The organism is Desulfofundulus thermobenzoicus (genome assembly GCF_009428905.1).
Classification (GTDB): domain Bacteria; phylum Bacillota; class Desulfotomaculia; order Desulfotomaculales; family Desulfovirgulaceae; genus Desulfofundulus_A; species Desulfofundulus_A thermobenzoicus.
Map to the genome: position 1 here is coordinate 1 of NZ_WHYR01000030.1, position 23,061 is coordinate 23,061.

21 protein-coding genes, 2 tRNA genes and 1 riboswitch are annotated in these 23,061 nt (G+C 56.8%); of the genes, 13 read left to right on the forward strand and 10 right to left on the reverse strand.

Translation table 11 applies throughout. The features are described from left to right. The 3 genes from GFC01_RS11345 to GFC01_RS11355 all read left to right on the forward strand — a co-directional run. Positions 1-803 (forward strand): NAD(P)/FAD-dependent oxidoreductase (locus GFC01_RS11345; protein WP_194174919.1); only part of this gene is annotated, 803 nt, incomplete at its 5' end. Positions 804-871: 68 nt separating this feature from the next. Further along, positions 872-2,734, forward strand: coding sequence for an anaerobic carbon-monoxide dehydrogenase catalytic subunit (gene cooS / locus GFC01_RS11350; protein ID WP_152947248.1), 1,863 nt, complete (start codon positions 872-874; stop codon positions 2,732-2,734). Between the two features lie 12 nt (positions 2,735-2,746). Then, positions 2,747-3,262 carry a 4Fe-4S dicluster domain-containing protein gene (locus GFC01_RS11355; protein ID WP_152947249.1) on the forward strand — a complete coding sequence of 172 codons (516 nt, stop codon included), beginning with the start codon at positions 2,747-2,749 and terminating at the stop codon, positions 3,260-3,262. Between the two features lie 1,126 nt (positions 3,263-4,388). Here GFC01_RS11355 and GFC01_RS11360 read toward each other — a convergent pair. After that, complete coding sequence (locus GFC01_RS11360; RefSeq protein ID WP_152947250.1) at positions 4,389-4,538, reverse strand: hypothetical protein; 150 nt, start codon at positions 4,536-4,538, stop codon at positions 4,389-4,391. Positions 4,539-4,695: 157 nt separating this feature from the next. Next, complete coding sequence (locus GFC01_RS11365; protein ID WP_152947251.1) at positions 4,696-5,067, reverse strand: response regulator transcription factor; 372 nt, start codon at positions 5,065-5,067, stop codon at positions 4,696-4,698. Between the two features lie 299 nt (positions 5,068-5,366). On the opposite strand from GFC01_RS11365, the gene GFC01_RS11370 reads away from it, so the two are divergent. Beyond that, positions 5,367-5,618, forward strand: coding sequence for a 4Fe-4S dicluster domain-containing protein (locus GFC01_RS11370; protein WP_194174920.1), 252 nt, complete (start codon positions 5,367-5,369; stop codon positions 5,616-5,618). A gap of 15 nt (positions 5,619-5,633) precedes the next feature. Here GFC01_RS11370 and GFC01_RS11375 read toward each other — a convergent pair whose 3' ends face one another. Then, positions 5,634-6,023, reverse strand: coding sequence for a retroviral-like aspartic protease family protein (locus tag GFC01_RS11375; protein ID WP_152947252.1), 390 nt, complete (start codon positions 6,021-6,023; stop codon positions 5,634-5,636). Then, complete coding sequence (locus GFC01_RS11380) at positions 6,020-6,256, reverse strand: hypothetical protein (RefSeq protein ID WP_152947253.1); 237 nt, start codon at positions 6,254-6,256, stop codon at positions 6,020-6,022. The genes GFC01_RS11375 and GFC01_RS11380 overlap by 4 nt, the downstream gene beginning before the upstream one ends. Positions 6,257-6,396: 140 nt before the next feature. Here GFC01_RS11380 and GFC01_RS11385 point away from each other — a divergent pair, with 140 nt between their 5' ends. The 3 genes from GFC01_RS11385 (at position 6,397) to GFC01_RS11400 (ending at position 9,372) form a co-directional block, all read left to right on the forward strand. Then, entirely contained in the window at positions 6,397-6,597 is a 201-nt protein-coding gene (locus GFC01_RS11385; protein ID WP_152947254.1) for a hypothetical protein, read from the forward strand. A gap of 250 nt (positions 6,598-6,847) precedes the next feature. Then, entirely contained in the window at positions 6,848-7,222 is a 375-nt protein-coding gene (locus GFC01_RS11395) for an ArsR/SmtB family transcription factor (protein WP_423244389.1), read from the forward strand. An 83-nt stretch (positions 7,223-7,305) separates the two neighbouring features. Next, complete coding sequence (locus tag GFC01_RS11400; RefSeq protein WP_152947255.1) at positions 7,306-9,372, forward strand: heavy metal translocating P-type ATPase; 2,067 nt, start codon at positions 7,306-7,308, stop codon at positions 9,370-9,372. 159 nt (positions 9,373-9,531) lie between these two features. Here GFC01_RS11400 and GFC01_RS11405 read toward each other — a convergent pair. The 4 genes from GFC01_RS11405 to GFC01_RS11420 all read right to left on the reverse strand — a co-directional run bounded on the left by GFC01_RS11405 (position 9,532) and on the right by GFC01_RS11420 (position 13,371). Next, positions 9,532-9,607: transfer RNA gene (locus GFC01_RS11405), tRNA-Glu, on the reverse strand. Between the two features lie 9 nt (positions 9,608-9,616). Further along, positions 9,617-9,690: transfer RNA gene (locus tag GFC01_RS11410), tRNA-Gln, on the reverse strand. Positions 9,691-9,760: 70 nt separating this feature from the next. Then, positions 9,761-11,233 (reverse strand): glutamate--tRNA ligase, encoded by a 1,473-nt coding sequence (gene gltX, locus GFC01_RS11415; RefSeq protein ID WP_152947256.1) that lies wholly within the window; start codon positions 11,231-11,233, stop codon positions 9,761-9,763. Between the two features lie 248 nt (positions 11,234-11,481). Further along, on the reverse strand, positions 11,482-13,371 hold the full coding sequence (locus tag GFC01_RS11420; RefSeq protein WP_341473923.1) for an ASKHA domain-containing protein: 1,890 nt from the start codon (positions 13,369-13,371) through the stop codon (positions 11,482-11,484). A 258-nt stretch (positions 13,372-13,629) separates the two neighbouring features. Here GFC01_RS11420 and GFC01_RS11425 point away from each other — a divergent pair, with 258 nt between their 5' ends. Genes GFC01_RS11425 through GFC01_RS11435 form a run of 3 tightly spaced genes read left to right on the forward strand, consistent with a single transcriptional unit; the run spans position 13,630 to position 15,623 of the window. Next, on the forward strand, positions 13,630-14,361 hold the full coding sequence (locus GFC01_RS11425) for a Crp/Fnr family transcriptional regulator (protein ID WP_152947257.1): 732 nt from the start codon (positions 13,630-13,632) through the stop codon (positions 14,359-14,361). A gap of 49 nt (positions 14,362-14,410) precedes the next feature. After that, entirely contained in the window at positions 14,411-14,743 is a 333-nt protein-coding gene (locus GFC01_RS11430) for a HAMP domain-containing protein (protein WP_152947258.1), read from the forward strand. A 13-nt stretch (positions 14,744-14,756) separates the two neighbouring features. Next, positions 14,757-15,623, forward strand: coding sequence for a methyl-accepting chemotaxis protein (locus GFC01_RS11435; protein ID WP_194174921.1), 867 nt, complete (start codon positions 14,757-14,759; stop codon positions 15,621-15,623). On the opposite strand, the gene GFC01_RS11440 is transcribed toward GFC01_RS11435, so the two are convergent. Continuing rightward, the gene (locus GFC01_RS11440; RefSeq protein WP_152947260.1) at positions 15,591-17,738 is read right to left on the reverse strand and encodes a cell division protein FtsA; all 2,148 of its coding nucleotides are present in this window, start codon (positions 17,736-17,738) and stop codon (positions 15,591-15,593) included. The two genes, GFC01_RS11435 and GFC01_RS11440, sit on opposite strands and share 33 nt — an antisense overlap. Positions 17,739-17,945: 207 nt before the next feature. On the opposite strand from GFC01_RS11440, the gene GFC01_RS11445 reads away from it, so the two are divergent. From GFC01_RS11445 to GFC01_RS11455, 3 genes are all read left to right on the forward strand, one after another. Then, a complete protein-coding gene (locus GFC01_RS11445; RefSeq protein ID WP_152947261.1) occupies positions 17,946-19,187 on the forward strand; it encodes an HD-GYP domain-containing protein in 1,242 nt (413 codons plus the stop codon). Positions 19,188-19,258: 71 nt separating this feature from the next. Beyond that, positions 19,259-20,032: an ATP-binding cassette domain-containing protein gene (locus GFC01_RS11450; RefSeq protein ID WP_152947262.1), complete on the forward strand. Its 774-nt coding sequence runs from the start codon at positions 19,259-19,261 to the stop codon at positions 20,030-20,032. A 307-nt stretch (positions 20,033-20,339) separates the two neighbouring features. Further along, entirely contained in the window at positions 20,340-21,101 is a 762-nt protein-coding gene (locus tag GFC01_RS11455) for an ABC transporter permease (protein ID WP_152947263.1), read from the forward strand. Positions 21,102-21,276: 175 nt separating this feature from the next. Here GFC01_RS11455 and GFC01_RS11460 read toward each other — a convergent pair whose 3' ends face one another. Continuing rightward, on the reverse strand, positions 21,277-22,677 hold the full coding sequence (locus GFC01_RS11460; protein WP_152947264.1) for an ArsB/NhaD family transporter: 1,401 nt from the start codon (positions 22,675-22,677) through the stop codon (positions 21,277-21,279). A 199-nt stretch (positions 22,678-22,876) separates the two neighbouring features. Then, positions 22,877-22,964, reverse strand: a riboswitch (cyclic di-GMP riboswitch). Positions 22,965-23,061: the final 97 nt, after the last annotated feature.

The window sequence follows — 23,061 nt, forward strand, 5'->3', positions numbered from 1 at the left end:
GGCTGGTGGGGTTGAAGGCGGCCCTGGCCCTGAAACAGGCCGGCCTGGAAAAGATAACGGTGGTGGTGACCAGCCCGCGCCTGTTAACCCGGCAGCTGGATGACCGGGCGGCGGCCATGGTGGAGCGGGAACTGGCAGGCCGGGGGATAGATTTTATTTACAACGCCCGGGTAAGTGCCTTTCTGCCCGGTCCCGCGGGCAATCTGGCCGCGGTGCTGCTGGAGGACGGCCGGGAGTTGCCCTGCGGGCTGGCCGTGGTGGCCAAGGGGGTGCGGCCAAACGCTGCCCTGGTGGCGGAGGCCGGCGGCCGGGTGGGGCGCGGGATACTTGTGGATGAATACCTGTGCACTTCCCTGCCGGATGTTTATGCGGCGGGGGATTGCATCCAGGTAACCGACCGGTTGACCGGCGAAAAAGTAAACTCCGCCCTCTGGACCCTGGCCTTTGAGCAGGGCCGCCACGCGGCGACTAATATGCTGGGACTGCGCCGCCCCTACCCGGCGCCCCTGACCAGGCTGAACAGCGCCCGTTTCGGAGCGGTGGACGTGGTATCTGTCGGACGGCTGGAAGGTGAGGAGGTGCTGGCGGAATACGATGCCCTGCAACGTACCTACCGGCGGCTGGTTTTCCATGGCCACCGGCTGGCCGGCTTCATTCTGGCCGGCCGGGTGGAGGGCGCGGGGATATATACGGCGCTGGTGAAATCCGGCCGCCCGGCGTGGGGTTATCGCCACCAGATGCTGCAAGGACGGGTGGGGAGCGTATTTTTACAAACGTTTTTAAGCGGGACAATCTCATTCTGAGCTATAAATTGAGTCCGCCCGGATGTTCTCAATAAATTCCAGAAACTTGGCGAAGGGAGAGGTATTCCATGAAGGATACCCGTTCAATTGACCCAACTTCACTTCAGATGCTTAAAGTCGCCCGTGAGGAGGGCCTGGAGACCGCCTGGGATCGTTACCTGGCGCAGCGGCCCCAGTGCGGTTTTGGCGAACTGGGTCTTTGCTGCCGGAACTGTAACATGGGCCCGTGCCGCATCGACCCCTTTGGAGACGGCCCGCAGAAAGGAGTTTGCGGGGCCACCGGCGATATTGTAGTGGCGCGAAACCTGTTAAGGATGATTGCCGCCGGAGCGGCAGCACATTCGGACCACGGGCGGGACGTTACGGAGACATTGAGAGGAGTTGCCGCCGGGGAGATCAAGGACTATACCATTAAGGATGAGAATAAACTTAAGGCCCTGGCCCTGGAATTTGGCATTTCCACCGAAGGCAAAACGGTTCAAGAGATAGCCGGAAAACTGGCGGAAGCAGCTCTGGAGGAATTCGGCACCAGGAAAGGCTACCTGCAGGCCATCGATCGGGTTCCTTCGAAACGTAAAGAAATATGGGGAAAGCTGGGCATCATCCCCCGCGGGATCGACCGGGAAGTGGTGGAAGCCATGCACCGTACCCACTTTGGCGTGGACAACGACCCGGCCAATCTCATTTTGCACGGCCTGCGCTGCAGCCTCTCTGACGGTTGGGGCGGCTCGTTGCTGGCCACGGAGCTTTCCGACGTTTTATTCGGCACTCCCCGCCCGGTGAGGGGCCGGAGCAACCTGGGCGTCCTTAGTAAAGAGGCGGTGAATATTCTCGTACACGGCCATGAGCCCATCCTGTCGGAGATGCTGGTAGAGGCGGCAAAAGATCCCGGGTTAATTTCCGCCGCCAGGGCAAAAGGAGCCGGCGGCATCAACCTGGTGGGGATGTGCTGTACCGGCAACGAAATTCTCATGCGCCACGGCGTTCCCGTCGCCGGCAATTTCCTCCAGCAGGAACTGGCGGTAATTACCGGTGCCCTGGAGGCGGTTGTGGTTGACGTGCAGTGCATCATGCCCGCCCTCGGCCAGCTGGCCGCCTGCTACCATACGAAGTTTATTTCCACCTCGCCCAAGGCAAAATTCCCCGGAGCCATTCATATACCGTTTAATGAACATAACGCGCTGGAAACCGCCCGCGAGATTATCCGCCAGGCCATCGAGAATTATCCCAACCGGGACAAAAACCGTGTCTTTATTCCGGAAGAAACCACTGAATACGTGGCCGGTTTCAGCGTGGAGGCCATTTTAAGCGCCCTGGGCGGTACCCTTACCCCGCTCGTAGAGGCTGTAAAAAACAATAAAATCAGGGGAATTGCCGCCCTGGTGGGCTGCAACAACCCGAAAGTTACCCAGGACTACAACCACGTAAACATGGCGAAAGCCCTGATTGCCCGGGACGTGCTGGTGATCGAAACCGGCTGCGCGGCCATTGCCAGCGCCAAGGCGGGGCTGCTTCTGCCGGAGGCGGCGGAGCTGGCCGGCGCGGGCCTGGCGGAAGTTTGCCGGGCGCTCGGCGTGCCTCCTGTTTTGCACATGGGTTCATGTGTGGATATCAGCCGGATTCTGACGGTTGCCGCAGCACTGGCCAGAGAACTTGGCGTGGACATTGCCGACCTGCCGGTGGCCGGGGCGGCGCCCGAGTGGATGTCGGAAAAGGCAGTAAGCATCGGCGCCTATGTGGTTGCATCCGGGATTTTCACCGTTCTGGGCACCGTACTTCCCGTTTTGGGGAGCAACGTGGTAGCGGATCTGCTCACCAGGCAGGCAAAGGATCTGGTGGGCGGCTATTTTGCGGTGGAAACAGACCCCTTCAAGGCAGCTGAGTTAATCATCGCCCATATTGATGCTAAACGGTCCGCTCTGGGCATTTAGGGGGTGGGCAGGATGCCGAAAGAAGTTTTAATCCGTTACGACCGCTGCCTGGGCTGCCGCTCCTGCCAGCTGGCCTGCGCCGTAGCCCACTCCGGTGCGGGCAGCCTTTTCGGGGCCGTGCTGGGCGGCGAAAAGCCCCGCACCCGCATCTTCGTGCACCAGGTGGGAGGGCAAAAGGCCCCCCTGAACTGCCGCCACTGCCAGGACGCCCCCTGCATCGACGCCTGCATTGCCGGAGCCATGCACCGGCAGGCGGACGGTACCGTGACCAATGTGGGCGGCGATCAGCAGTGCACCGCCTGCTGGATGTGTGTCATGGTCTGCCCCTACGGCGTCATCCGCAGTGACGCCGACGGCACCCTGGCTTTGAAGTGCGACCGGGAGTGCCGGGACGAGAAAGGGGTGCCGGCCTGCGTCCGGGCCTGCCCCACCGGCGCCCTGGTTTACACGGAGGTGGACGATTACAGCGGCACAAGGCGCTCAGATGTCCTGCGGCGGGCGTTGAGCCGGGCGGGGGATGCATCCTGAGAATTGAGGAGTGTAAGGGCAGGAGAGGAGGTCTCCTGCCCTTATTCAGCCGGGTTAAGCATCATGATTTTTGGAACATGGGAAAGAGTAACAGTATTTATTGGCGATATGTCAATCAAACAACGTCTGCCCCACCGGCGCCCTGGTTTACACGTTATTTAAACAAAAACATAAGACCTCACCATATATCAGAGAATGTTTCTAAATTAAGATGTAATACTCGAATTTTCAAATTACGCTTGTTCCTTTTTTATGACCCTGATTAATAAATAACCTAAAATTATACCTGCAATCTTTTGGAAAGAAAGATCTTGAAGTATAAGAAAGCCAAAAGGTAAATATGTTCCATATGGCAAATAATATAGTGCTGGCATGAGTGTTACATATAAAGTCGGCAGCCCAAACGATATTAGCTTAAGGATATCTATTTTCCATTTACCTGATTGCTTGTACATGGCAATATATTCGGGAAAACCTAAGATTATGCCAACTATAACGGGAAATAAACTAGTATAAATGAGGTAAAGGAAAAAGTGTTTTTTAAGCGTAGAAGTTCTGAGATATTGCTCGTAGTGGTTTCCCCAAAATAGTAATAATCCCACGAAAAAAATATAGAATATATTCATTAAAAGAAGAATTATATTTCTCCTATTAATCATTGTATTTACCTCACTATTTTTTATTAACATCGAACTTATATAAATAAAATCAGCTTCAAAAAATCAAACACCCTGATTAATACAACCGGATATATTATAATGTTGGTTTTGAGAAATATTTCTTAACGGCCAGTGTCCTTGAGCGTAACATGTTTTCCGGAGCCGTTTTTCGTGATTTATATGTACACGCTCAAGTTGGCCGTTAAGAATCCTTCCTTAAATTAATTAATAGATTGGGCAGCACAGTTAATTTGCTTCTAGCTTATTCTGAAAAGTAAAATTCCATGTTGTGCCGCCACGTACCAGATCGATTTTCATGTTTGTAACATTATAGTCTAATGAGGAATTATTCGAAAAATACATACCGCCTGTATTTGGGAAAATGACATAAGCTTCCCCACTTATCGGATAACCACCTACAACAAGTTCATCATATCCCTTGGTTTGACCCCAATAGTTATTGCAATTTATATCTCTTCCGCTGCCCTGTTGATAGAAGCCAATCTTTGAATTTTTCCATTGTAAGCAATGAGTAATCCTGACGCAACCAGCGGGAAAAATGCCCTGGAGAGGGCCGTGAAAAAGAGCGGGATCACTTTTATCAATGCTCCCAGCATTACCTCCAGGCCAAAACACAGCTTATCGGTTTTTTGCTTTTCAGCCCGGTTGCTTCGGCCAGTTAGACGGCCATGGTACCGGCCAGGGTGTTTGTAGTGAACATACCGGCTCTCCCGGCGTTTATGGCTTCCTAAAAGTTTACCGAACCCGCATCCATTATACCTGCCAGGCATACTCATGTCTACCAGTTATGTCTATATTATGCAAATCTGTGTCTAAAACCTGCAATATGGCGTCTGAAAATGCATTGCAGATAAACCGTTGGTACTCTGTATAGGCTGTGGCAAAGATAAGGTAGGTCCAGGGACTTATGCTAAAGATCTCCCGGGCCAGAGCCACACCGGTTTTCTCGGGCAAATTTATATCGATAAAAACTATGCGGGGTTTTGTAGCCTGGAAAATCTCCACTGCCTGCAACGCGTTTCCGGCCTCTCCTATAACTTTTATATTATCGATTTCCTCCAAAGTATTTTTCAGGAACAAGCGCATGGCCGGGTCATCTTCAACGATTAAAACGGTAACGGACATACCTATTCCTCCCCGGATTGAATCTTTTTCGCTTCATCCCGGTATCCGCTAATAATCAAGGAAGGCAAACCGGGTATTATTCCCACCAGCAGGAATCCCAGGGCTGCCACCAGCATGGCTTCTGGTACGGAAACCAGGGTGCGGAAAGAAAATCCATCTGCTCCAAGGCTTTTCCTCCTGACGACGTCAGGGTATCGTGCTGTTAATCATGTTCTGCAAAATTTTAGTTTTTCCTCCTTTCAAAACCATTATATGTATAGCTCTTTCTGTCAAAACACGTCAGGAATAATGTAATATAGTTGGCCAGTATAAGCGGTGATTGGCGAACTGGGAGTTTCCTTTTCTCGGAACAATGGGATAATCGGCAACGAAGTCACCTGTGCCTGGCCCTGAAGTGCGACCGGGAGTGCCGGGACGGGGAAGGGGTGCCGGCCTGCGTCCGGGCCTGCCCCACCGGCGCCCTGGTTTACACGGAGGTGGACGATTACAGCGGCACAAGGCGCTCAGATGTCCTGCGGCGGGCGTTGAGCCGGGCGGGGGATGCATCCTGAGAATTGGGAAGAAAATCAGGTAAGCCTTTGCAGGCGAACTTCCATAGCTGAATAATCGAACGTTGTAATAAAACGAGAGAGAAAATTTAATCCCAAGAGACCGTCCAGTTTAAGCTGAACTGGTAAATTGAGCACCACTACCTCTAAATTTGTAATTTTTTCGCTACCGGGTTGGATACATCCAACCCGGTAGCGATTGGCCTGCTGGGAACCGGTGGCCGAGACAACTGGTAGGGCTCCAAGTGAATCTTTAAGCCCGATTTGCCTGGCCAGGGCAGGGGTAATTACCGTAAAAACAGCGCCTGTGTCCAGCGCAACATAGGCAGTGGCTTGCCTTTGGGCATCATAAATCTGGATGTAAGTTTCCACCAAGTGTCGCGAGGAACGAATCGGGATTATAATCACAAGATTGCTTCCATCCCTTCCGGAATTACTTCTCCGGCGAAACGCACTAAAGTGTGTTGTATATTTTTTTCCAGCGCGATATCCGTTAATTTTTCCCGGTCAGGATGATGGGCAACAAAGTGCACTTTTTTCGGCCAGCCGTTTCGGTCTGTTTCGATTACCTCGAAAAGCAACCATTCTCCCAAATAGCGCTTCAGATGTGGCTGGAGTAATTTGTCAAGTTCAACCCTCATAGTCTAGGCCTCCTTGCCAGTTAAGAGCAGTTGTTGCCCTTATAGTAACCCGGAAATTTAACAGTGTCAACGGAAAAGAGTAATATTTACTTTTTTCGGATTACTATTTCGCATTATCGGTTATAAAGGAAAAAAACGAGGTGCTGCAGGGCAGCTTATTATTTTTAGATCTGGTGGACGACGTGAGGATCTGCTATGATCAGAAGAATATTTTGGCCCGTTATCTGGCCGGTTTAAAGGAGAAGCTGCAGCAGCTGGGTGCGAAAAGGATTTACCGGGGCTGCGCCTGGTACTGGGTATTAAAGGAGGATTACCGGCCAGGTGAGGTGATTGAGATATGACCAGCGTCACCCTGGCCCAGAGCTATCTGGTCAAAGCAACCAAAAGGTTGAAAATACTGCCGGTACTCCTGCAGGAAGAGGCACTGTAGGTGCTTTTTTTTTGCCCTGCCGGTGCCCTGCGGGTTGGTTTGCCTGCAGGTGGGGTATTAAAAGATCCTGTGGTGCACGGGGCGGGTACGGCTTGACAATATTTTGGTCGGTAGAATATAATACAATTAAACAATTGTTTAATTGTTAAGGAGTGACCGCTTTGCCTAAAAATAAGAGTAATCCATTGCCCAGGAACAACGACGTCTGTGATCAATTCTGCCTTTCCGTTGAGGTGGAGGATCTGCGGGCCAGGGTGCTGGAAGTGGCCGGGTTGTCCGAAATCTTCAAGGTTCTGGGGGACGAAACCAGGACGAAAATTCTCTACCTCCTGTCCCACAGGGAGCTGTGTGTGTGCGATCTGGCCACGGTGCTGGAGATGAGCCTGCCGGCAATTTCCCACCACCTGCGGCTGTTGAAAGCCTTCCGCCTGGTGAAATACCGCCGGGAAGGCAAGATGGTCTATTACTCCCTGGATGACGAGCACATTCTGAACATGATCAGCGAGGCACAGGAGCATTTTGCCGAGGAAAGATAAGGGGGAGGGTGCCATTGGCCCGGGCCGAGGCTTTGCACAGGCAGAACAGGACCACATGCTTCCGGGTGGAAGGAATTACTTGAATGGACTGTGCCGTCAAGTTCGAAAGGAACGTGGCGGCTCTCCCCGGCGTGACCGGGGCCACTTTAAATATTGCCTCCGGGAAGCTGGCCGTACAGGGGGCTGCCGACCTGGAGGCCATCCGGCGGGAAGGCCGGAAGGAGAATTACACCATCACCCCGGACGGGGAAGGGCCGGCGGAAAGGGCCAGACCCGGGCTTAACCGGGAAATGGTGCGCATGGTCATTTCCGGTATGGCCTTTCTGGCCGCCTATTTAGCGGAACGTACCGGCGGGCCGCCTGCCATTTTCATTCCCCTGTACGTTATGGCAGTGGTTACAGGGGGCTGGGGCAACGCCCGCAAAGCCTTTTATTCCCTGCCGCGGCTGGACCTTAATATGAGCGTGCTGATGACCATTGCCGTTATCGGGGCCATGGCCATCGGCCGGTGGACGGAAGGGGCCGCGGTGTCCTTTCTGTACGCCCTGTCGGAATTACTGGAATCCTGGACCATGGAGCGGACGCGCCGGTCCCTCCGGGAACTGATGGACATCGCTCCCCGGACGGCCCGGGTCCGCCGGCCGGACGGGGAAGAGGTGGAACTGCCGGTGGAGGAAATCCGGGTGGGGGACGTGATGATCGTTCGCCCCGGCGAAAAGATGGCCATGGACGGGCGGATCATCAAAGGCCAATCGGCCGTCAACCAGGCCGCCATCACCGGCGAGTCCGTGCCGGTGGAAAAGGGGCCCGGCGACGAGGTTTACGCCGGCACCCTCAATACCCACGGCTCCCTGGAGGTGGTGGTGACCAGGCTGGTGCAGGACACCACCATCGCCCGGATTATCAACCTGGTGGAGGAGGCCCAGGCCAAACGCGCCCCCGCCCAGGCCTTTGTGGACCGCTTCGCTTCTATTTATACACCCCTGGTCATTGCCCTGGCCGTTGGTATCGTCCTGGCGCCGCCCCTGTTCCTGGGCCACCCCTGGGGGCCGTGGATCTACCGGGGTCTGGCCCTGCTGGTGGTGGCCTGTCCCTGCGCCCTGGTGGTTTCCACCCCGGTGACCATCGTCAGTGCCATCAGCAATGCCGCCCGCCACGGTGTCCTGATTAAAGGCGGGGTATACCTGGAGCAGGCCGCGGGGCTTCAAGCCGTCGCCTTTGATAAGACCGGGACGCTGACCAGGGGGGAGCCGGCGGTTACGGAGATCATCCCCCTGGACGGCCGGTGCGGGCAGGAATTGCTTCGCATCGCCGCCGGGCTGGAAGCCCGTTCGGAGCACCCCCTGGCGGCGGCCGTGGTCCGGGAGGCGCAGGCCCGTTGGGTTCCGGCGGCAGCGGTGGAAGGTTTCCAGGCCCTTCCCGGCCGGGGGGCGAAGGGTGTTCTGGACGGCCGGGAAGTCTATATCGGGAACCTCCGCCTCTTTGCAGAGCTGGGCATGGCCACGGACCCCGTTGCCTTTACGGTCCACCGCCTGCAGGAGGAAGGAAAGACGGCCGTGGTGGTGGGCACGGCGCAACACCTCCTGGGAGTGATCGGGGTGGCCGATGAGGTCCGGGAGGACAGCGCCGGGGCCATTGCCGCATTGAGGCGGGCCGGTATCGGCCACGTCATCATGCTTACCGGGGACAACCGGGCCACCACCCGGGCCGTGGCGGCCCGGGTGGGGGTGGATGAATTCCGGGCCGAACTGCTGCCCCGGGACAAGGTGGGCGCCGTACAGGATCTTTTGCAGCGGTACGGGCAGATGGCCATGGTGGGTGACGGCATCAACGACGCCCCGGCCCTGGCCACGGCCACGGTGGGCATTGCCATGGGCGGGGCCGGCACGGACACGGCCCTGGAAACGGCGGACATCGTCCTGATGGGCGACGACCTGAGCAAGCTGCCCTTCACCATCGCCCTGAGCCGGGCGGCGCTGCGGGTAATCCGGCAGAACATCGCCTTTGCCCTGGCCGTCAAGCTCCTGGCCGTGCTGGCCGTCTTTCCTGGATGGCTCACCCTGTGGCTGGCCATCATGGCCGATATGGGGGCTTCGCTGCTGGTGACATTGAACGGCATGCGCCTTCTGCGTTTACCTGTTCGGGAATAGATCCGGACGAAAAAGCTGCCGGTCGGCCGTTGAGAAATGTTGAGTGCCGAAAAAAAGAAAGCCGTCGAGCGGCTGAAAAAAGTTTTGTTACGATTGCAGTAATTTGCAGTAAAACTTGCTTTTGGGAAAGCCTTCCAACCCAGGAAGGCTTGATTTTACTGGTAGCCCCAACGGGATTCGAACCCGTGTCTCCACCTTGAGAGGGTGGTGTCCTGGGCCTCTAGACGATAGGGCCAAAAAGCATTGGCTGCGGGACCAGGATTCGAACCTGGGCAACATGATCCAGAGTCATGTGTGCTACCGCTACACCATCCCGCAGCAACATCTTTAATTATAACATGCCGTATGGTCTGTGGCAAGACCTTTTTTGTCGGTTATGTTTTCCAGGCTAAACGTTTTGGTGTACTTTTATCCATTTTATGGCTCGATCCAGGCGTTCCAGGCACTTTTCCCGGCCTAAAAGAACAATAATGTCAAACAGGCCCGGGCCTACGGTCCGTCCGGAAAGGGCCAGCCGGGTGGGGTGGATCAGCTTGCCCCCGGGGATGTTCAGTTCCGCCATTACCTGCCGGTAGGCGGCTTCCGTGTGCTCCAGATCAAAGGGCTCCACCCGGCTTAGGGCCTCCCGTCCCCGCTTCAGCCAGCCGGTTACTTCCGGCTGGCTGAAATATTTGCGTACCCCTTTTTCCTCGTAAATAAAATCATCCCGGAAGAAGTAAGAGACGGCGCCGGCCAGCTCCGCCAGTGTATGCACCCGGCTGCGCACGGCGTCCACCACCCGGGTGATGTATTCCATTTCTTCCGGGGATGGATCCGGTGGAATTAGCGCAGCGGCCTGCAGAAAAGGCAGGGCCTCCCGCACCACCGTTTCCAGGGGCAGGCTGTTGATGTACCGGGCATTCAGCCAGGTAAGCTTGTTTAGATCGTAAACGGCCGCCGCTTTATTAATGGCCTCCAGGGAAAAGCGGTCCACCATTTCATCCAGGGTCATTATTTCCCGGTCTTCGCCGGGGGACCAGCCCAGCAGGGCCAGGTAGTTGATTATGGCCGGAGCCAGATAGCCCTGTTCGCGGAACTCTTCCACCGCCGTGGCCCCGTGGCGCTTGGATAGTTTGGAACGGTCGGGGGCCAGGATCATGGGCAGGTGGGCAAATTGGGGCAGGGGATATCCCAGGGCCCGGTAAATAATTATCTGTTTGGGCGTGTTGGAAAGATGTTCTTCCGCGCGCAGTACATGGGTTATGCCCATGGCGTGGTCGTCCACCACGCAGGCGAAATTATAGGTGGGGATGCCGTTGGACTTCATAATGATCAGGTCGTCTATGGTATGGTTTTCAAAGGCCACTTCTCCACGGATTAGATCCCGGACTACAGTTACTCCCTCCGCGGGTGCCTTGATGCGCAGGACCGGTTGTATGCCGGCCGCTTCTTTGGCCCTGCGGGCTGCTTCGTCCAGGTGGCGGCAGCGCCCGTCGTACCGGGGCGCCCGGCCGCTTTTACGGGCTTCTTCCCGCATTTGGGCCAATTCCTCCTGGGTGCAATAGCAGGGGTAGGCCAGGCCGGCGTCCAGCAGGCGCCGGGCTTCTCGCCGGTACAATTCCAGCCGTTCGGACTGCCGGTAGGGTCCTTTGGGCCCGCCCATCTCCGGTCCTTCGTCCCAGTCCAGTCCCAGCCAGCGCATTGTACGGATGATCCCTTCTGTTGCTTCCGCCACATAACGCTGGGTATCGGTATCCTCAATGCGCAGGATGAATTCCCCTTTTTCTTTGCGGGCGAAAAGCCAGTTAAACAGGGCTGTGCGGGCACCGCCGATATGCAGGCTGCCGGTGGGGCTGGGGGCGAATCTAACGCGTACAGTCATTTAAACCGCTCTCCTTGTGCACTTTGACATTCATGCCCTATTATATTGCGCCAATTACCTCCGGTCAACCGCAGGAGGGTGAAGGCAGGTGGCGTAAGTACGCAGGCGCCGGCAAAGAATCCATGGTGAATAAAACTCCGGAATTTTCCGGGCAAAAAAAACGGGCGGGAGAATAATCTCCAGCCACAAATCTTTCCCCGGGGAGGCGCAAAACCGGGGAGAAGAAAGGAGAGGGACCGGCCTTTTCCTCAGGCCGCATTTATGAGAGATGGGAAAAGATTGAGATCGGTATGGGGTAAAAACAGCGCTGAAACAAACTCATCCATAAAGGTATTGCCCACGCTGAGCTCCAGGTAGGTGACCTTGCGGGCCAGTTCCTCCACCCCGTCCCGCACCCGGCGGGACAGCAGCGCCAGCCGGGCGCCTTTCAAGGAGCTGTTCCCGATATAGCTGTACCTTTCCACCGGCAGGTCCGGGAAAAGGCCGATGGCAATGGCGTCCCGTATGTTAATATAACGGCCGAACCCCCCGGCCACGATTACCCGTTCAATGGCTTCCACGGGCAGATCTACCATGCGCAGCATGGTGCGGATGCCGGCAAAGACGGCTCCCTTGGCCCGGATCAGGTTTTTTACGTCGGCTTCGGAAATGGTGATGTCCTGCTCGTTGCCCGACTCGTGTGCCCAGGCCAGGACATATTCCGGCCCTTCATCTCCTTCCCGCAGCCGGGGAAGTTCCGGCCGGGAAAGAAACTGCCCGGTGCGGTCGATAATGCCCGCATCCCGCAGGACGGCCATCAGATCGATCAATCCGGAACCGCAGATGCCCAGGGGTTTGGCCCCGTCCACGGTCTGGTAATGCACTTCCCCCGTCCGGGGATCAATTTGCACATGCTCGATGGCTCCGGCCATGGCCCGCATGCCGTGGCGGATACCGCCCCCTTCAAAGGCCGGCCCGGCGGAGCAGGCACAGGCTAAAAGCCAGTCCTTATTGCCCAGCACCATTTCCCCGTTGGTACCCACGTCAATGAACAGGGTCAGCTCTTCAGCCTGGTCGATTTCAATCAGCCGGGCGCCCGCCATAATATCCCCGCCTACGTAGCTGGCGATGGATGGCAGGCAGTGTACCAGCGCCCCGGGTGAAACCATCAGCCCCAGTTCCGCAGCCCGCACCGGGGGGAGGGAGTTGACCGCCGGGGTATAGGGCTCCATGCGGATATAGGCCGGGTCGATGCCCAGGAAGAGGTGGGTCATGGTGGTGTTGCCGGCGCAGACCACCGCATGGATGTCTTTACTTTCCACGCCGGTTTCGGCCGTCAGGGCGGTGATGAGTTCATTGATGGTGTCCACCGCGGCCCTTTGCATTTCCCGGCGGCCCCCCGGGGTTTCCACGGCGTAAATAATCCGGGAAATGACGTCATCACCGTAGACGGCCTGCTTATTATAACGGCCCTTGACACCTACCGTCCGACCGCCGGCCAGGTCCACCAGTTCCACCACCACCGTGGTGGTGCCGATATCCACGGCCAGGCCGTAGTATTTTTCCGCCCGGCGGCCCGGCTCCACCCGGACGATTTCCGTGTAGCCCTTGCCATCGGCCAGGGAGGCGGTGACCCGCCACTGGCCTTCCCTTAAAACTGCCGGCAGGTTGCTCAGGGTTTCCAGGTTGAAAAGGGCATCGTCCATGCCGGTGGTCTTTTCCAGGGTGTCCAGCAGGCGGCCGGCGTCATCCCGGCTGTCTTCCAGGTCCGGGGGCGGCAGCTCCAGGGCCACTTTCTTGAACAGCGGGTCAAACCCGGCCGGCAACAATTCTTCCCCTGCCCGTTCTTCGGCCAGCAGCACCCGGTGTTCGGCCAGCCGGGACTCGGCGGGTACTTCCACCACCACCGGTCCTGCGGGGATGCTCTGGCAGGCCAGCACATAGCCGGCCGCCAGCTGTTCGGGGGTCAGTTTGCCTTTCTGCAGCTGGGTTACTTCCCCTTCCTTCAGGATCATCCGGCAGCGGCCGCAGGTGCCCCGCCCGCCGCAGGAGGCTTTTAAGGGGATGCCCGCCCGGGCGGCGGCCTGCAAAAGGTTTTCGCCCTCCTGAACGGTTGTTTCCAGATTGTCTGGTAAAAAGCGCACAGTATATGAAGACACCTTTATTCACCTCGGCGACATAAAAAATAATTGTTTGACCACCCGGTAGAGTTTAAAATAGAATATGTAAAAAATAACCGCTCGTATTAAATATAAACCGGTTTCATTAACAGGGCTGTGATCTTCCTTACAGTTTACAAAAAATTTTTTCAATAAAAATAACCACCGGTCCACAGCCGGTAGTGCGTTAAAATGAAAAAGGGATCATTACCCCTGTTTTGACGAAAAGAGTTATACTATGTTTGGGGGGGTTGCTGCTTGAATAACAATTTTGACCGGGTGGATTTACTGGAGGAGCTCAGCCGTTATTTACAAAATCTGCCCCGCCAGCTGCCCCGCTTGAGGGCTGGAAAGGGGATGGTAATCCTGACTCCCGAGGACACAGAGCCTGTACTTTACCTGATTCAATCGGGTCAGGTGCAGCTTTACAAATTAACACCCGACGGCAAACAGTGCACTTTAACCATTCTGCACGAGGGGGATATTTTTGGGGAAACCCACCTGTTTTGCACCGGCTGCCGCCAGATTTACGCCTCCGCCCTTTCCGATGCGTTGCTCTACGAAATCAATACCGACCTTTTTTACCGCCTGCTGGAAGAAAATCCCGGGTTGGCCATTAAAATGCTGGCCTGGACCACCCGGCGCTTGAAGGAAACGGAGGATTTGCTGGAGCGCATTGCCTATGGCGATGTGCGTACCCGTATCCTGTATCTTTTGCTGCGGTTATGTGAGGATTTCGGGGTGCATGGTGAGGAGGGATGTTTACTGGACATCCGGCTCACCCACCAGGATCTGGCCCATATGGTGGCCGCCAGCCGGGAGACGGTCAGCGCCATGCTCAGCCGCCTGGCCCGGGACGGGCTGTTGAAAAGCGATCGCCGCCCCTGGCTGGTGGATTGCCGGGGTATTCACAAGCAGCTGGCGGAATGTTTACCGGCAGATATGGGAAAATATTCGGATGCGGAAGGAAAAAAGACTTGCCATGTCTAATCGTAGATCATCTGGAAATGAAGGCATTTTTTAGCCGGGGGGAGTCAATTTGCGTACACCAGTAGCGGGACTATTTAATCTGGCTGCCAGGGGCGGCCTTTTCCGGGCGCTATTGATGGCCATGATCATTATGGGCCTGGTTATGGGGGCTATTTTCCCCTTTTTTGTGGTGGCGGTTCTGGGGTTACCCCTGGAAATGGTTTTCCGGCCGGCGTTTCTGGTGGCCTGTCTGGTGGCCGGCGTGCTGGTAGGTTTGGCCAATTACCTGCTTACCCGGTTGGTCCTGGCTATACCCTTGAGGGACCTGGCCGGGATGGCCCAGCGGGTGGCCGACGGTAATTTAAAGGATGACGGCGCTGTCTTACCCGGTCGGGGAGCGTGAGGGGGTTGAGATGATGAAACAGGATGAGATTGGCCAGCTGATAAACGCCTTCGGTCAGATGCGGCAGAACCTGGCCCGTTTAATCGGTGAACTGGCGGAGGAGGCCCGGGAGGCGTCGGATCTGGCCGGGCAGCTTTCCAGTGCCACCGATCAAATATCGCAAGGGGCTACGGAAACGGCCAGTGCGGCAGTGGAAATATCAGCCAGCGTGGAGGAGGTGGCCTCCCGGGCGGAAGCGGTGACCAAAACGGCAGCCCGGGCGGCTTCCCTGGCTGAAGAGGGCGGGCGGAAAATGGATGAGGTGAGCCGGCAGATCCGCACCATGCATGATACCACCCGCCAGGCGGTGGAAAGGGTGGAACGGTTTGCCCATATTTCGGAGCAGATAGGGGAGATACTGGGGATTATCAGCAATATCGCCGGCCAAACCAATCTTTTGGCCTTGAACGCGGCCATTGAAGCGGCCCGGGCCGGGGAGCACGGCCGGGGTTTTGCCGTGGTGGCCGAGGAGGTGCGCCGGCTGGCGGAGCAGTCGGCCTCATCGGCGGAGGAAATCAGAAATCTGGTTACCACTATCAGGGAAGAAATCAGCGAGGTAACCACTCTGATGGAAGGGTCGGCCCGGGAGGCGGACCGGGGGCTGACGGTGGTGGAGGAAGCGGGTACCGCCTTTAAGGAAATCCTGGGGTCGGTGCGGGAAGTGGATTCCCAGGTAAGCGATGTGGCGTCTGCTTCCCGGCAGGTATCCGAGGCAGTGCAGAACATTGCTGCCTCCACCCAGGAGCAAAGCGCCCTGCTGGAGGAGACCGCCAGCACCATTGCCACCCTTTCCGGCATGGCTGAAAAACTAAAGGGCATGGCCGCCCGCTTTGCGGTCTAATCCGCTAATCTCAATGATATCCCCATCTTGCAAATCGTCGGTAAAGGCCGCCTCCCTGCCGTTCAGGACAAGGCGGATGGGAGAAGTCAGCCGGGTGGGGTCAAGGTCTATATAATTGAAAATGTCTATAAAGATATAGCTGGAGCGGCCGGTCAGGGTTACCGGTGAACCGTTCACTGTTACCGTTATGCCGGCGTCACCTGGGGCCGCCGTCTGTGCCTCCCGATTTTCTTCGACCGGCGGCGTATCGGGGTTTGGATTGAACCCGCCGGCAAGATCTCCGGATACGTGCCGTGGGCTGCTTTTCTTCGGCCGGTATTCCAGCCGGTCCCCCGCATGGAGCCGGTAATGGGAGGGAACCGGCTGATGGTTTACCAGCAGTTCCCAATTATTCATTGACTGCAGGTCGAGTTTTTCCCCATCCGCCCGGGGGCGGTTTTCCTGATCTGCACCCTGCAGGTATTCAATCAGCCACTGGTACAGTGGTTTTGCCGCGCATATTTCCACTGCACAGCCAGGGGTGACCTCCTGATCCGGACGGGCCGGTTCCCCGTTGATTAAGCAACTGGCCGGCGTCTGTATGGTTCTTTCGTTGACCTGTACGGTGATCAACCCCTGGGGCGGTAATAGGTCGGCGGCGGTGACCCGGGCGTCTGCGCCGTTTTCGGCTGGATGTACCACTATGCGGTCCCCGTGATGCACCCTGGTTTGCAGGTGGGCTTCCCGGTTGTTCACCAGGATACGTGCCGGCCTGGACAGCTCTCCGTAAATCACCTGGCGTTGACCATTTAAGGTAAAAGCCAGGTTTTTGCCATTTTGACCAATGAGCAGGCGGGGGTTGAATCCGGTTAACGCCAGCACGTTGCCTACGGTGAATTCCCGGGCGTTGAACAGCCGGTGCTCCACCCCGTTGACCATAATGTGGATAAAATCGTGGCCCATTTTACGCAGGGCCACCAGAGCTATACCGGCCACCGTAACGCCCTCGGGCCCCGGTATACAGTCCTCCTCCACCGTTAAAACCTGCCCCAGGCTCTTGCGGTCCCGCAGGACCACCCGGTTTTGGTCCAGTTCCAGGTGGCGGGCCAGTTTTTCCGTCAATCCGGGCACCTGTCCTCCGCCGCCCACGCAAAAGACGGAGCGGGGCGGCTTTCCACCGTTATGACTGCGGATCTGGGCGGCTATTTCCCCGGTGAGCTTTTCCATCGCCGGGTCGATCCGTTCCAGCAGTTCAGCGCAGGAGATGGTATTTTCCATACCCACGATATCGGTATAATGGATATCCCGGCCCAGGAGTATTTCCCTTTTCATGCGTTCGGCGGTATCAAAGTCCACCAGGCAGGCCTGGACGATTTCCTCGGTTATTTCATCCCCGGCCACGGGAACCATGCCATAGGCGGTGATGGCGCCGTCCCTGGTGATGGCTATGTCGGAGGTGCCGGCGCCAATATCCACCAGGGCCAGGTTTAACAAACGGTAGTTTTCCGGGATGGCCACTTCTATGGCGGCAATGGGCTCCAGGGTGAGGCTCAAGGGTTCCAGGCCCACCCGCTGCAGCACGGTATAAAGGCTGTTGACCACCGAACCGGGCAGGAAGGTGGCCAGGACATGGGCCCCCATGGTTGTTCCCCGGTGGCCCAGCAGGCTGGAAATGGGATAACCGTCCAGGTAATAAGTAACCACGCTGTAACCCACGCAGGTAAATTCCCCGGCATCGTCGGGCAGTTCGGCGGCCAGCTCCCGGTGGGCCTGCTGGATGGCCGCCAGTTCCAGGGCGTTGATTTGCGGCCAGTCAATTTCTTCCCCGGTTATTTCCTGATCCTGGCGGCAGGTTCTGGTAATCAGGGAGCGGCCGGCGGCGGCGATGGCCACATGGGTTAAGGGGAAGCCCAGTTCCTCCTCCAGCCCTTCCTTTACTTCCCGCACTGCTTCCGTTACGCCGGGAATGTCGTGGATCTGCCCGTCCAGCATGGTCCGCCGGCGGTGCTCCACCAGCCGCTGGGCGGCCACATGCAGCCGGCCGTCCCGAGGTACCGCCACCAGCCCGATTACGGTGCGGGTTCCTATATCCAGGGCGAATATGGTGTTTTCAGGAGAATACTTTTTGGCGCTCATTCCTGATACCTTCCATCCGGGGGAAACGTTTAACAGCAATATTATACCATTTCACCGGTCGTTTGTAGAGGATCAAAGTTCGAGCCGCCGGGAGTTTTGGCCCGTGTTTTCCGCCCCGGCAGGAGATTTCCGTCCCATCACGAAGCTTATGGAATAAAGATGTTAATAAACGGGTACGCCATATTTTTAATTTCTGGAGGAAAATGTATGCCCGGCATTGATCTGGCCCAGTTGCTGATCAACCTTTCCCTGGCCCTGGACTTTTCCCGCCGGGGTTTGATGCGCCACCACCAGCGGGTGGCCCTGATTGCCCTGCGCATTGGTGAGGCGGCGGGGTTAAATCGGGAAGAACGCTTCGATCTGTTTAAAGCAGCCATCATTCACGACGCCGGGGCGGTCACCTGGCCGGAGAAAGATGCCCTGGAGGTCTTCGATGTGCGTGCTCCCTGGGAACACTGTCGGAGGGGTTTTGACTTTGTTTCCGGGGTGGATTTACTGTACCCGGCGGCGGAGGTAATCTTCTGCCATCACGATCGCTGGCAGGGAGGCAATCCCTCCGGGAAGGCCGGGGCGGATATTCCCCTGGCCGCCAGGATTATTCACCTGGCCGACCGGGTGGATGTTTTGCTTACCGACCGGGAACATATTCTGGATCAAAGCAGTGGTATTATTCAGCGGATCCAGGGACTGGCCGGCAGGGTTTTTGATCCGGATTTGACGGGGCTGTTTACCCACCTGGCCCGGGCGGAGAGTTTCTGGCTGGATATTACTGCTCCCTGCCTATTGGAAAATCTGGCATCCCTGGTGGGCAGGCAGAACATGATCCTGGACCTTTCCCGCCTCATGCCTTTGGCTGCCCTTTTCGCCCGGGTGATCGATGCCAAAAGCCCCTATACTTACCGCCATTCCCGGGGAGTGGCTGCGGTGTCCCGTTTTCTCGCCGGCAGACTGGGGATGGAGGAAGGGGAGTGCCAGTTGATGGAGATGGCCGGATTGCTTCATGACCTGGGCAAGCTGACCGTACCGGAAGTTATCCTGGAAAAACCGGATAAATTGACCGCCAAAGAATTTAACCAGATCAAGCAACATACATACTATACCTACTGGCTGTTAAAACCGCTGGATCGCCAGTTGCCCCTGGCCCGGTGGGCCGCCTACCATCATGAAAAATTGAACGGTACGGGTTATCCATTCCACCTGGACGGAGAATCCATATGTTTTGGTTCACGGATTATGGCGGTAAGTGATGTTTTTACCGCCTTGCGGGAGGACCGGCCATACCGGTCCGGTCTTTCCTGGTCCAGGATCGAACCCATTATGCAGGGACAGGTGCGGGAAGGCGCCCTGGATGGCCGGGTGGTGGAGGCGCTGCTGGACAGCCGGGTGGAGCTGGATGAGCTCTGGAACCGGCTGAGCGTAAGTGACGGAAAATCCGCAGGCCGTCTTTAGGCGGATTCCCACGCAACCCGACCACTGACGTCGACGACAGACGGTATATTCGATGGAGGGAGGGGAGGGTATTGATCCATTCCAGCGGTTTTTTTCTGGAAGGGGTATGGCGCTCTGTTCCGGGGGAGGGGAAGGAAGTACATATACTGGAAGAAGTAACGGGCCATTTTCCGGGCGGTGTCATTACGGCCCTGGTGGGACCTTCCGGTGCGGGCAAAAGTTCCCTTTTGCGTCTGTTAAACCGCCTGGATGAGCCGACCCGGGGCCGGGTTTTCTGGCAGGGCAGGCCCCTGACCGGTTATCCCGTTCGGGAGTTACGCCGGCAGGTGGGGATGCTCTTCCAGTCGCCGGTGCTCTTTCCCGGTACAGTGCAGGAGAACCTGTTTTACGGGCCCCGGGTCAACCATTTAAACCATTTTCCCTCTCCAGAGGAACTGCTGGCCAAGGTGGGGCTGGGTGTTGAATTTGCACGGCGGGATGTGGGCAGCCTTTCCGGCGGTCAGGCCCAGCGGGTGGCCCTGGCCCGGGCCCTGGCCAACCGCCCGGCGGCCCTCTTGCTGGACGAGCCCACTTCGGCACTGGATCCCGATGCCCGGGATGAGATAGAAGCGCTGATTAAACAGCTGCAGGAGCGGGAAGCCCTGACGGTGGTGTGGATTACCCACGACGCCTCCCAGGCGTTGCGGGTGGCCGGGGTACTGGCCGTCATGCGACAGGGTCGCCTGGTGGCCTGCGGTTCCAGGGATGATATTATTAATCAAAAAGAGGGGGAAATGGACCCCTGGGTAATCCATTTCCTGCAGGAGGGCAAGCATGACCACAACGGTTGCTGCCGGCCTGAATAGAAGTCGGTCGTCGGATGTCAGAAGTCAGAGGTTCGAAACGCTTGCATTCATCTGCGGTCACATCTGCCGGACAGCACCACAGCTTGCTTTGGGCCGCCCAGCACTCACTGGCATACCAGGTTTTTGTGAAGAGGTATCAATTAAACCTGGAACACCGGGAGTAAAGCAGTATTCTGGTGAATGCCGGGTCGTGCGCGTCTTTTAATGCCGTGCCTTTATCTTAACCATTTCAGTGAACACTTACGCAGGTTATTTCAATAAAACTTAATCGTAACGGCCGGCGGCCGTTTATCAGAGGTGAACGTTCTTGAGCAATACCGCCCTTGTCTCCACCCTGGCCATGGTGCTGGTGGCCGTTCTTTTATCCCTGTGGCAGCAACTGCGCCTGGAACGGGACCTGCTGGTGGGTACGGTGCGTACTTTCGTCCAGTTGCTGGCCATTGGCTACGTGCTAGCCTTTGTCTTTCAGCAGGACCGGTGGTATTTTACCGCCGGGGTATTGCTGCTGATGACCCTGGTGGCCACCCATAACGCCGCCGGCCGGGGCAAAGGGGTGCCCGGAATCTTCTGGCGGGTGATGCTGGCCATTGGGTTGGGGGAGACGGTTACCCTGGGAATCATGCTTTTGCTGCATATCATCGAAGGGACGCCCCGGTTTGTCATCCCCGTGGCCGGTATGATTGTGGGCAATGCCATGGTGGCCGCCGGCCTGGTGCTCAACCGCTTTCAGGCCGATATACGCCAGCGCCGGCCGGAGGTGGAAGCGGCCCTGGCCCTGGGCGCTTCGCCCCGGCAGGCGGTGGAAGGGGTCCTGCAGACGGCCGTAAAGGGCGGCATGATTCCCACCATTGATTCCATGAAGACCGTGGGCCTGGTTGCCCTGCCGGGGATGATGACCGGCTCCATCCTGGCCGGAGCCGATCCCCTGCTGGCAGTGAAGTATCAGATCATGGTCATGTTGATGCTCAGCAGCGCCACTGCCCTGTCCAGCATCACCCTGGGGTTTATCCTTTACCCGGCCTATTTCAACCAGGCCGAGCAGCTGGTCATACCCGTCGCCGTAAAATAATGACAAGGGCCGTACCCTTGATGGTATGTTCTGGAATAAAAACAATTTTTTCACAACGCCCCGGCGGCTGGGGGAGGACGCAACCGCCATCTGGCAAAGATCAAGGGTCCACAAAGCCGGTGGAACATTCCGGCAGCCCCGATGCCCTTAAATTATGGTCGGGGCTACTCCCGGGTTACCGGTTGCCGGCCGTTACCCCGTCTTCTTTCCTTTTACCCGTCCTTTGAGCCAGGTTCAACAAAAGGGCCAGGACCAGTCCTATGCCCAGGGTGCTTACCAGCACCGGGGTTGTATTAAACAGCTGCCAGGCCAGCAGATAAATGCTGGAGATGGCGATGGACAGGAGCATCAGGGGAAAGGCCACTTTGAAAAAGCCCAGGAAACTGATGGGTACACCCTTTTTCTCGGCCATGCCTACCACCACCACGTTGGCCGAAGCGCCGATGATGGTGCCGTTACCCCCCAGGCAGGCCCCCAGGGAAAGGGACCACCAGAGGAAGTTCAGGTTTTCCATACCCCCCAGACGGCCCATCTCCTGAATCAGGGGAATCATGGTGGCCACAAAAGGGATGTTATCCACAAAGGCCGAGGCCACCGCCGAAAGCCATAAAATAAGCATCCCGGCTGCTACCAGCCGTCCTTCGGTGATATCCAGGGCGTAATGGGCAACGGTTTCGATGACCCCCACTTCTTCCAGCCCGCCCACCAGGGCGAACAGTCCGATAAAGAAAAAGATTACCGGCCATTCCACCGCGTGCAATGCATGTTCCGGGTCGGAGCGGGTGAACAGGAGCAGCAGAGCGGCACCGGAGAGGGCGATAACCGAGCTTTCCAGATGGAGAAACTGGTGGAGGGCAAATCCGGCAATGGTCAAACCCAGTACCACGAGGCAGGGTTTTAACAAGGCGGCGTCTTTGATCTCATCCAGTTCATTGAGTTCCGTGATGCTTTTCTGCCGCCCCGGTTGGGCCACCAGTTCCCGGCGGTAAATAACGCGCAGGATGAACACTGTAACAATGTAGATCACCACAACTACCGGGGTAAGATTAATTACAAAATCCATAAACCCCAGCTTTACGGCGCTGCCAATCATGATATTGGGCGGATCGCCGATGAGGGTGGCCGTACCGCCGATGTTGGAAGCAATAATTTCGGCAATCAGAAAAGGCAGGGGGCTTGTTTTTAGTTTTCGGGCGATGGCAAAGGTTACCGGCACAATGAGCAGCACCGTGGTTACATTGTCCAGGAAAGCAGAAAGCACGGCAGTGACCAGGGAAAGGGAAGCCAGAATGGCCAGCGGTTCGCCCCGGGCCGCTTTGGCCGCCCGGATGGCCAGGTATTCAAAAATTCCCGTTTCCCGGGTAACGCCCACAATGATCATCATGCCCGTCAACAGGCCGATGGTATTCCAGTCAATATAGTGAACGGCCAGTTCCGGGGTGATAATACCGGCTATTATCACCACGGCCGCGCCGCAAAAGGCGGCCACCGTACGGTGAATTTTTTCGGAAATAATGATGGCGTAGGTGAGCAAAAAAACCGCTGTGGCCAGAATAACCTGGAATTGACCCGACAAATCTTTCATCTCCTTTCATGTCCGTCGTGGATATTTTTTCGAAAAACCGTTCCTGTTACCGGAAAATTAAATTCCGGTTGGCATTGAAACTCTCCGCCGTTTAACCTTTTGGTGGGAAACTTTTCTCTTAACCACCCCCTGTTTAAGGGCAAAATAAGAAGGGGCAGTCCCAATGACTACCCCCCCCGGCAGCCGGTACCGTTTCAGCCTGGCGATCATAGCCCTTCCGGACCGTAGACCCATGGCTTTAGCGTCCCGGGCTTTCGCCCGGTTTGCCCAACCCGACAGGAATCATATGGTCTTGTTTTTATATTATAACGGCTACCTGGCCGCGAAAGCAACCGGAAATTGGCACTTCGATTTTAACGCATGATATCAATGAAA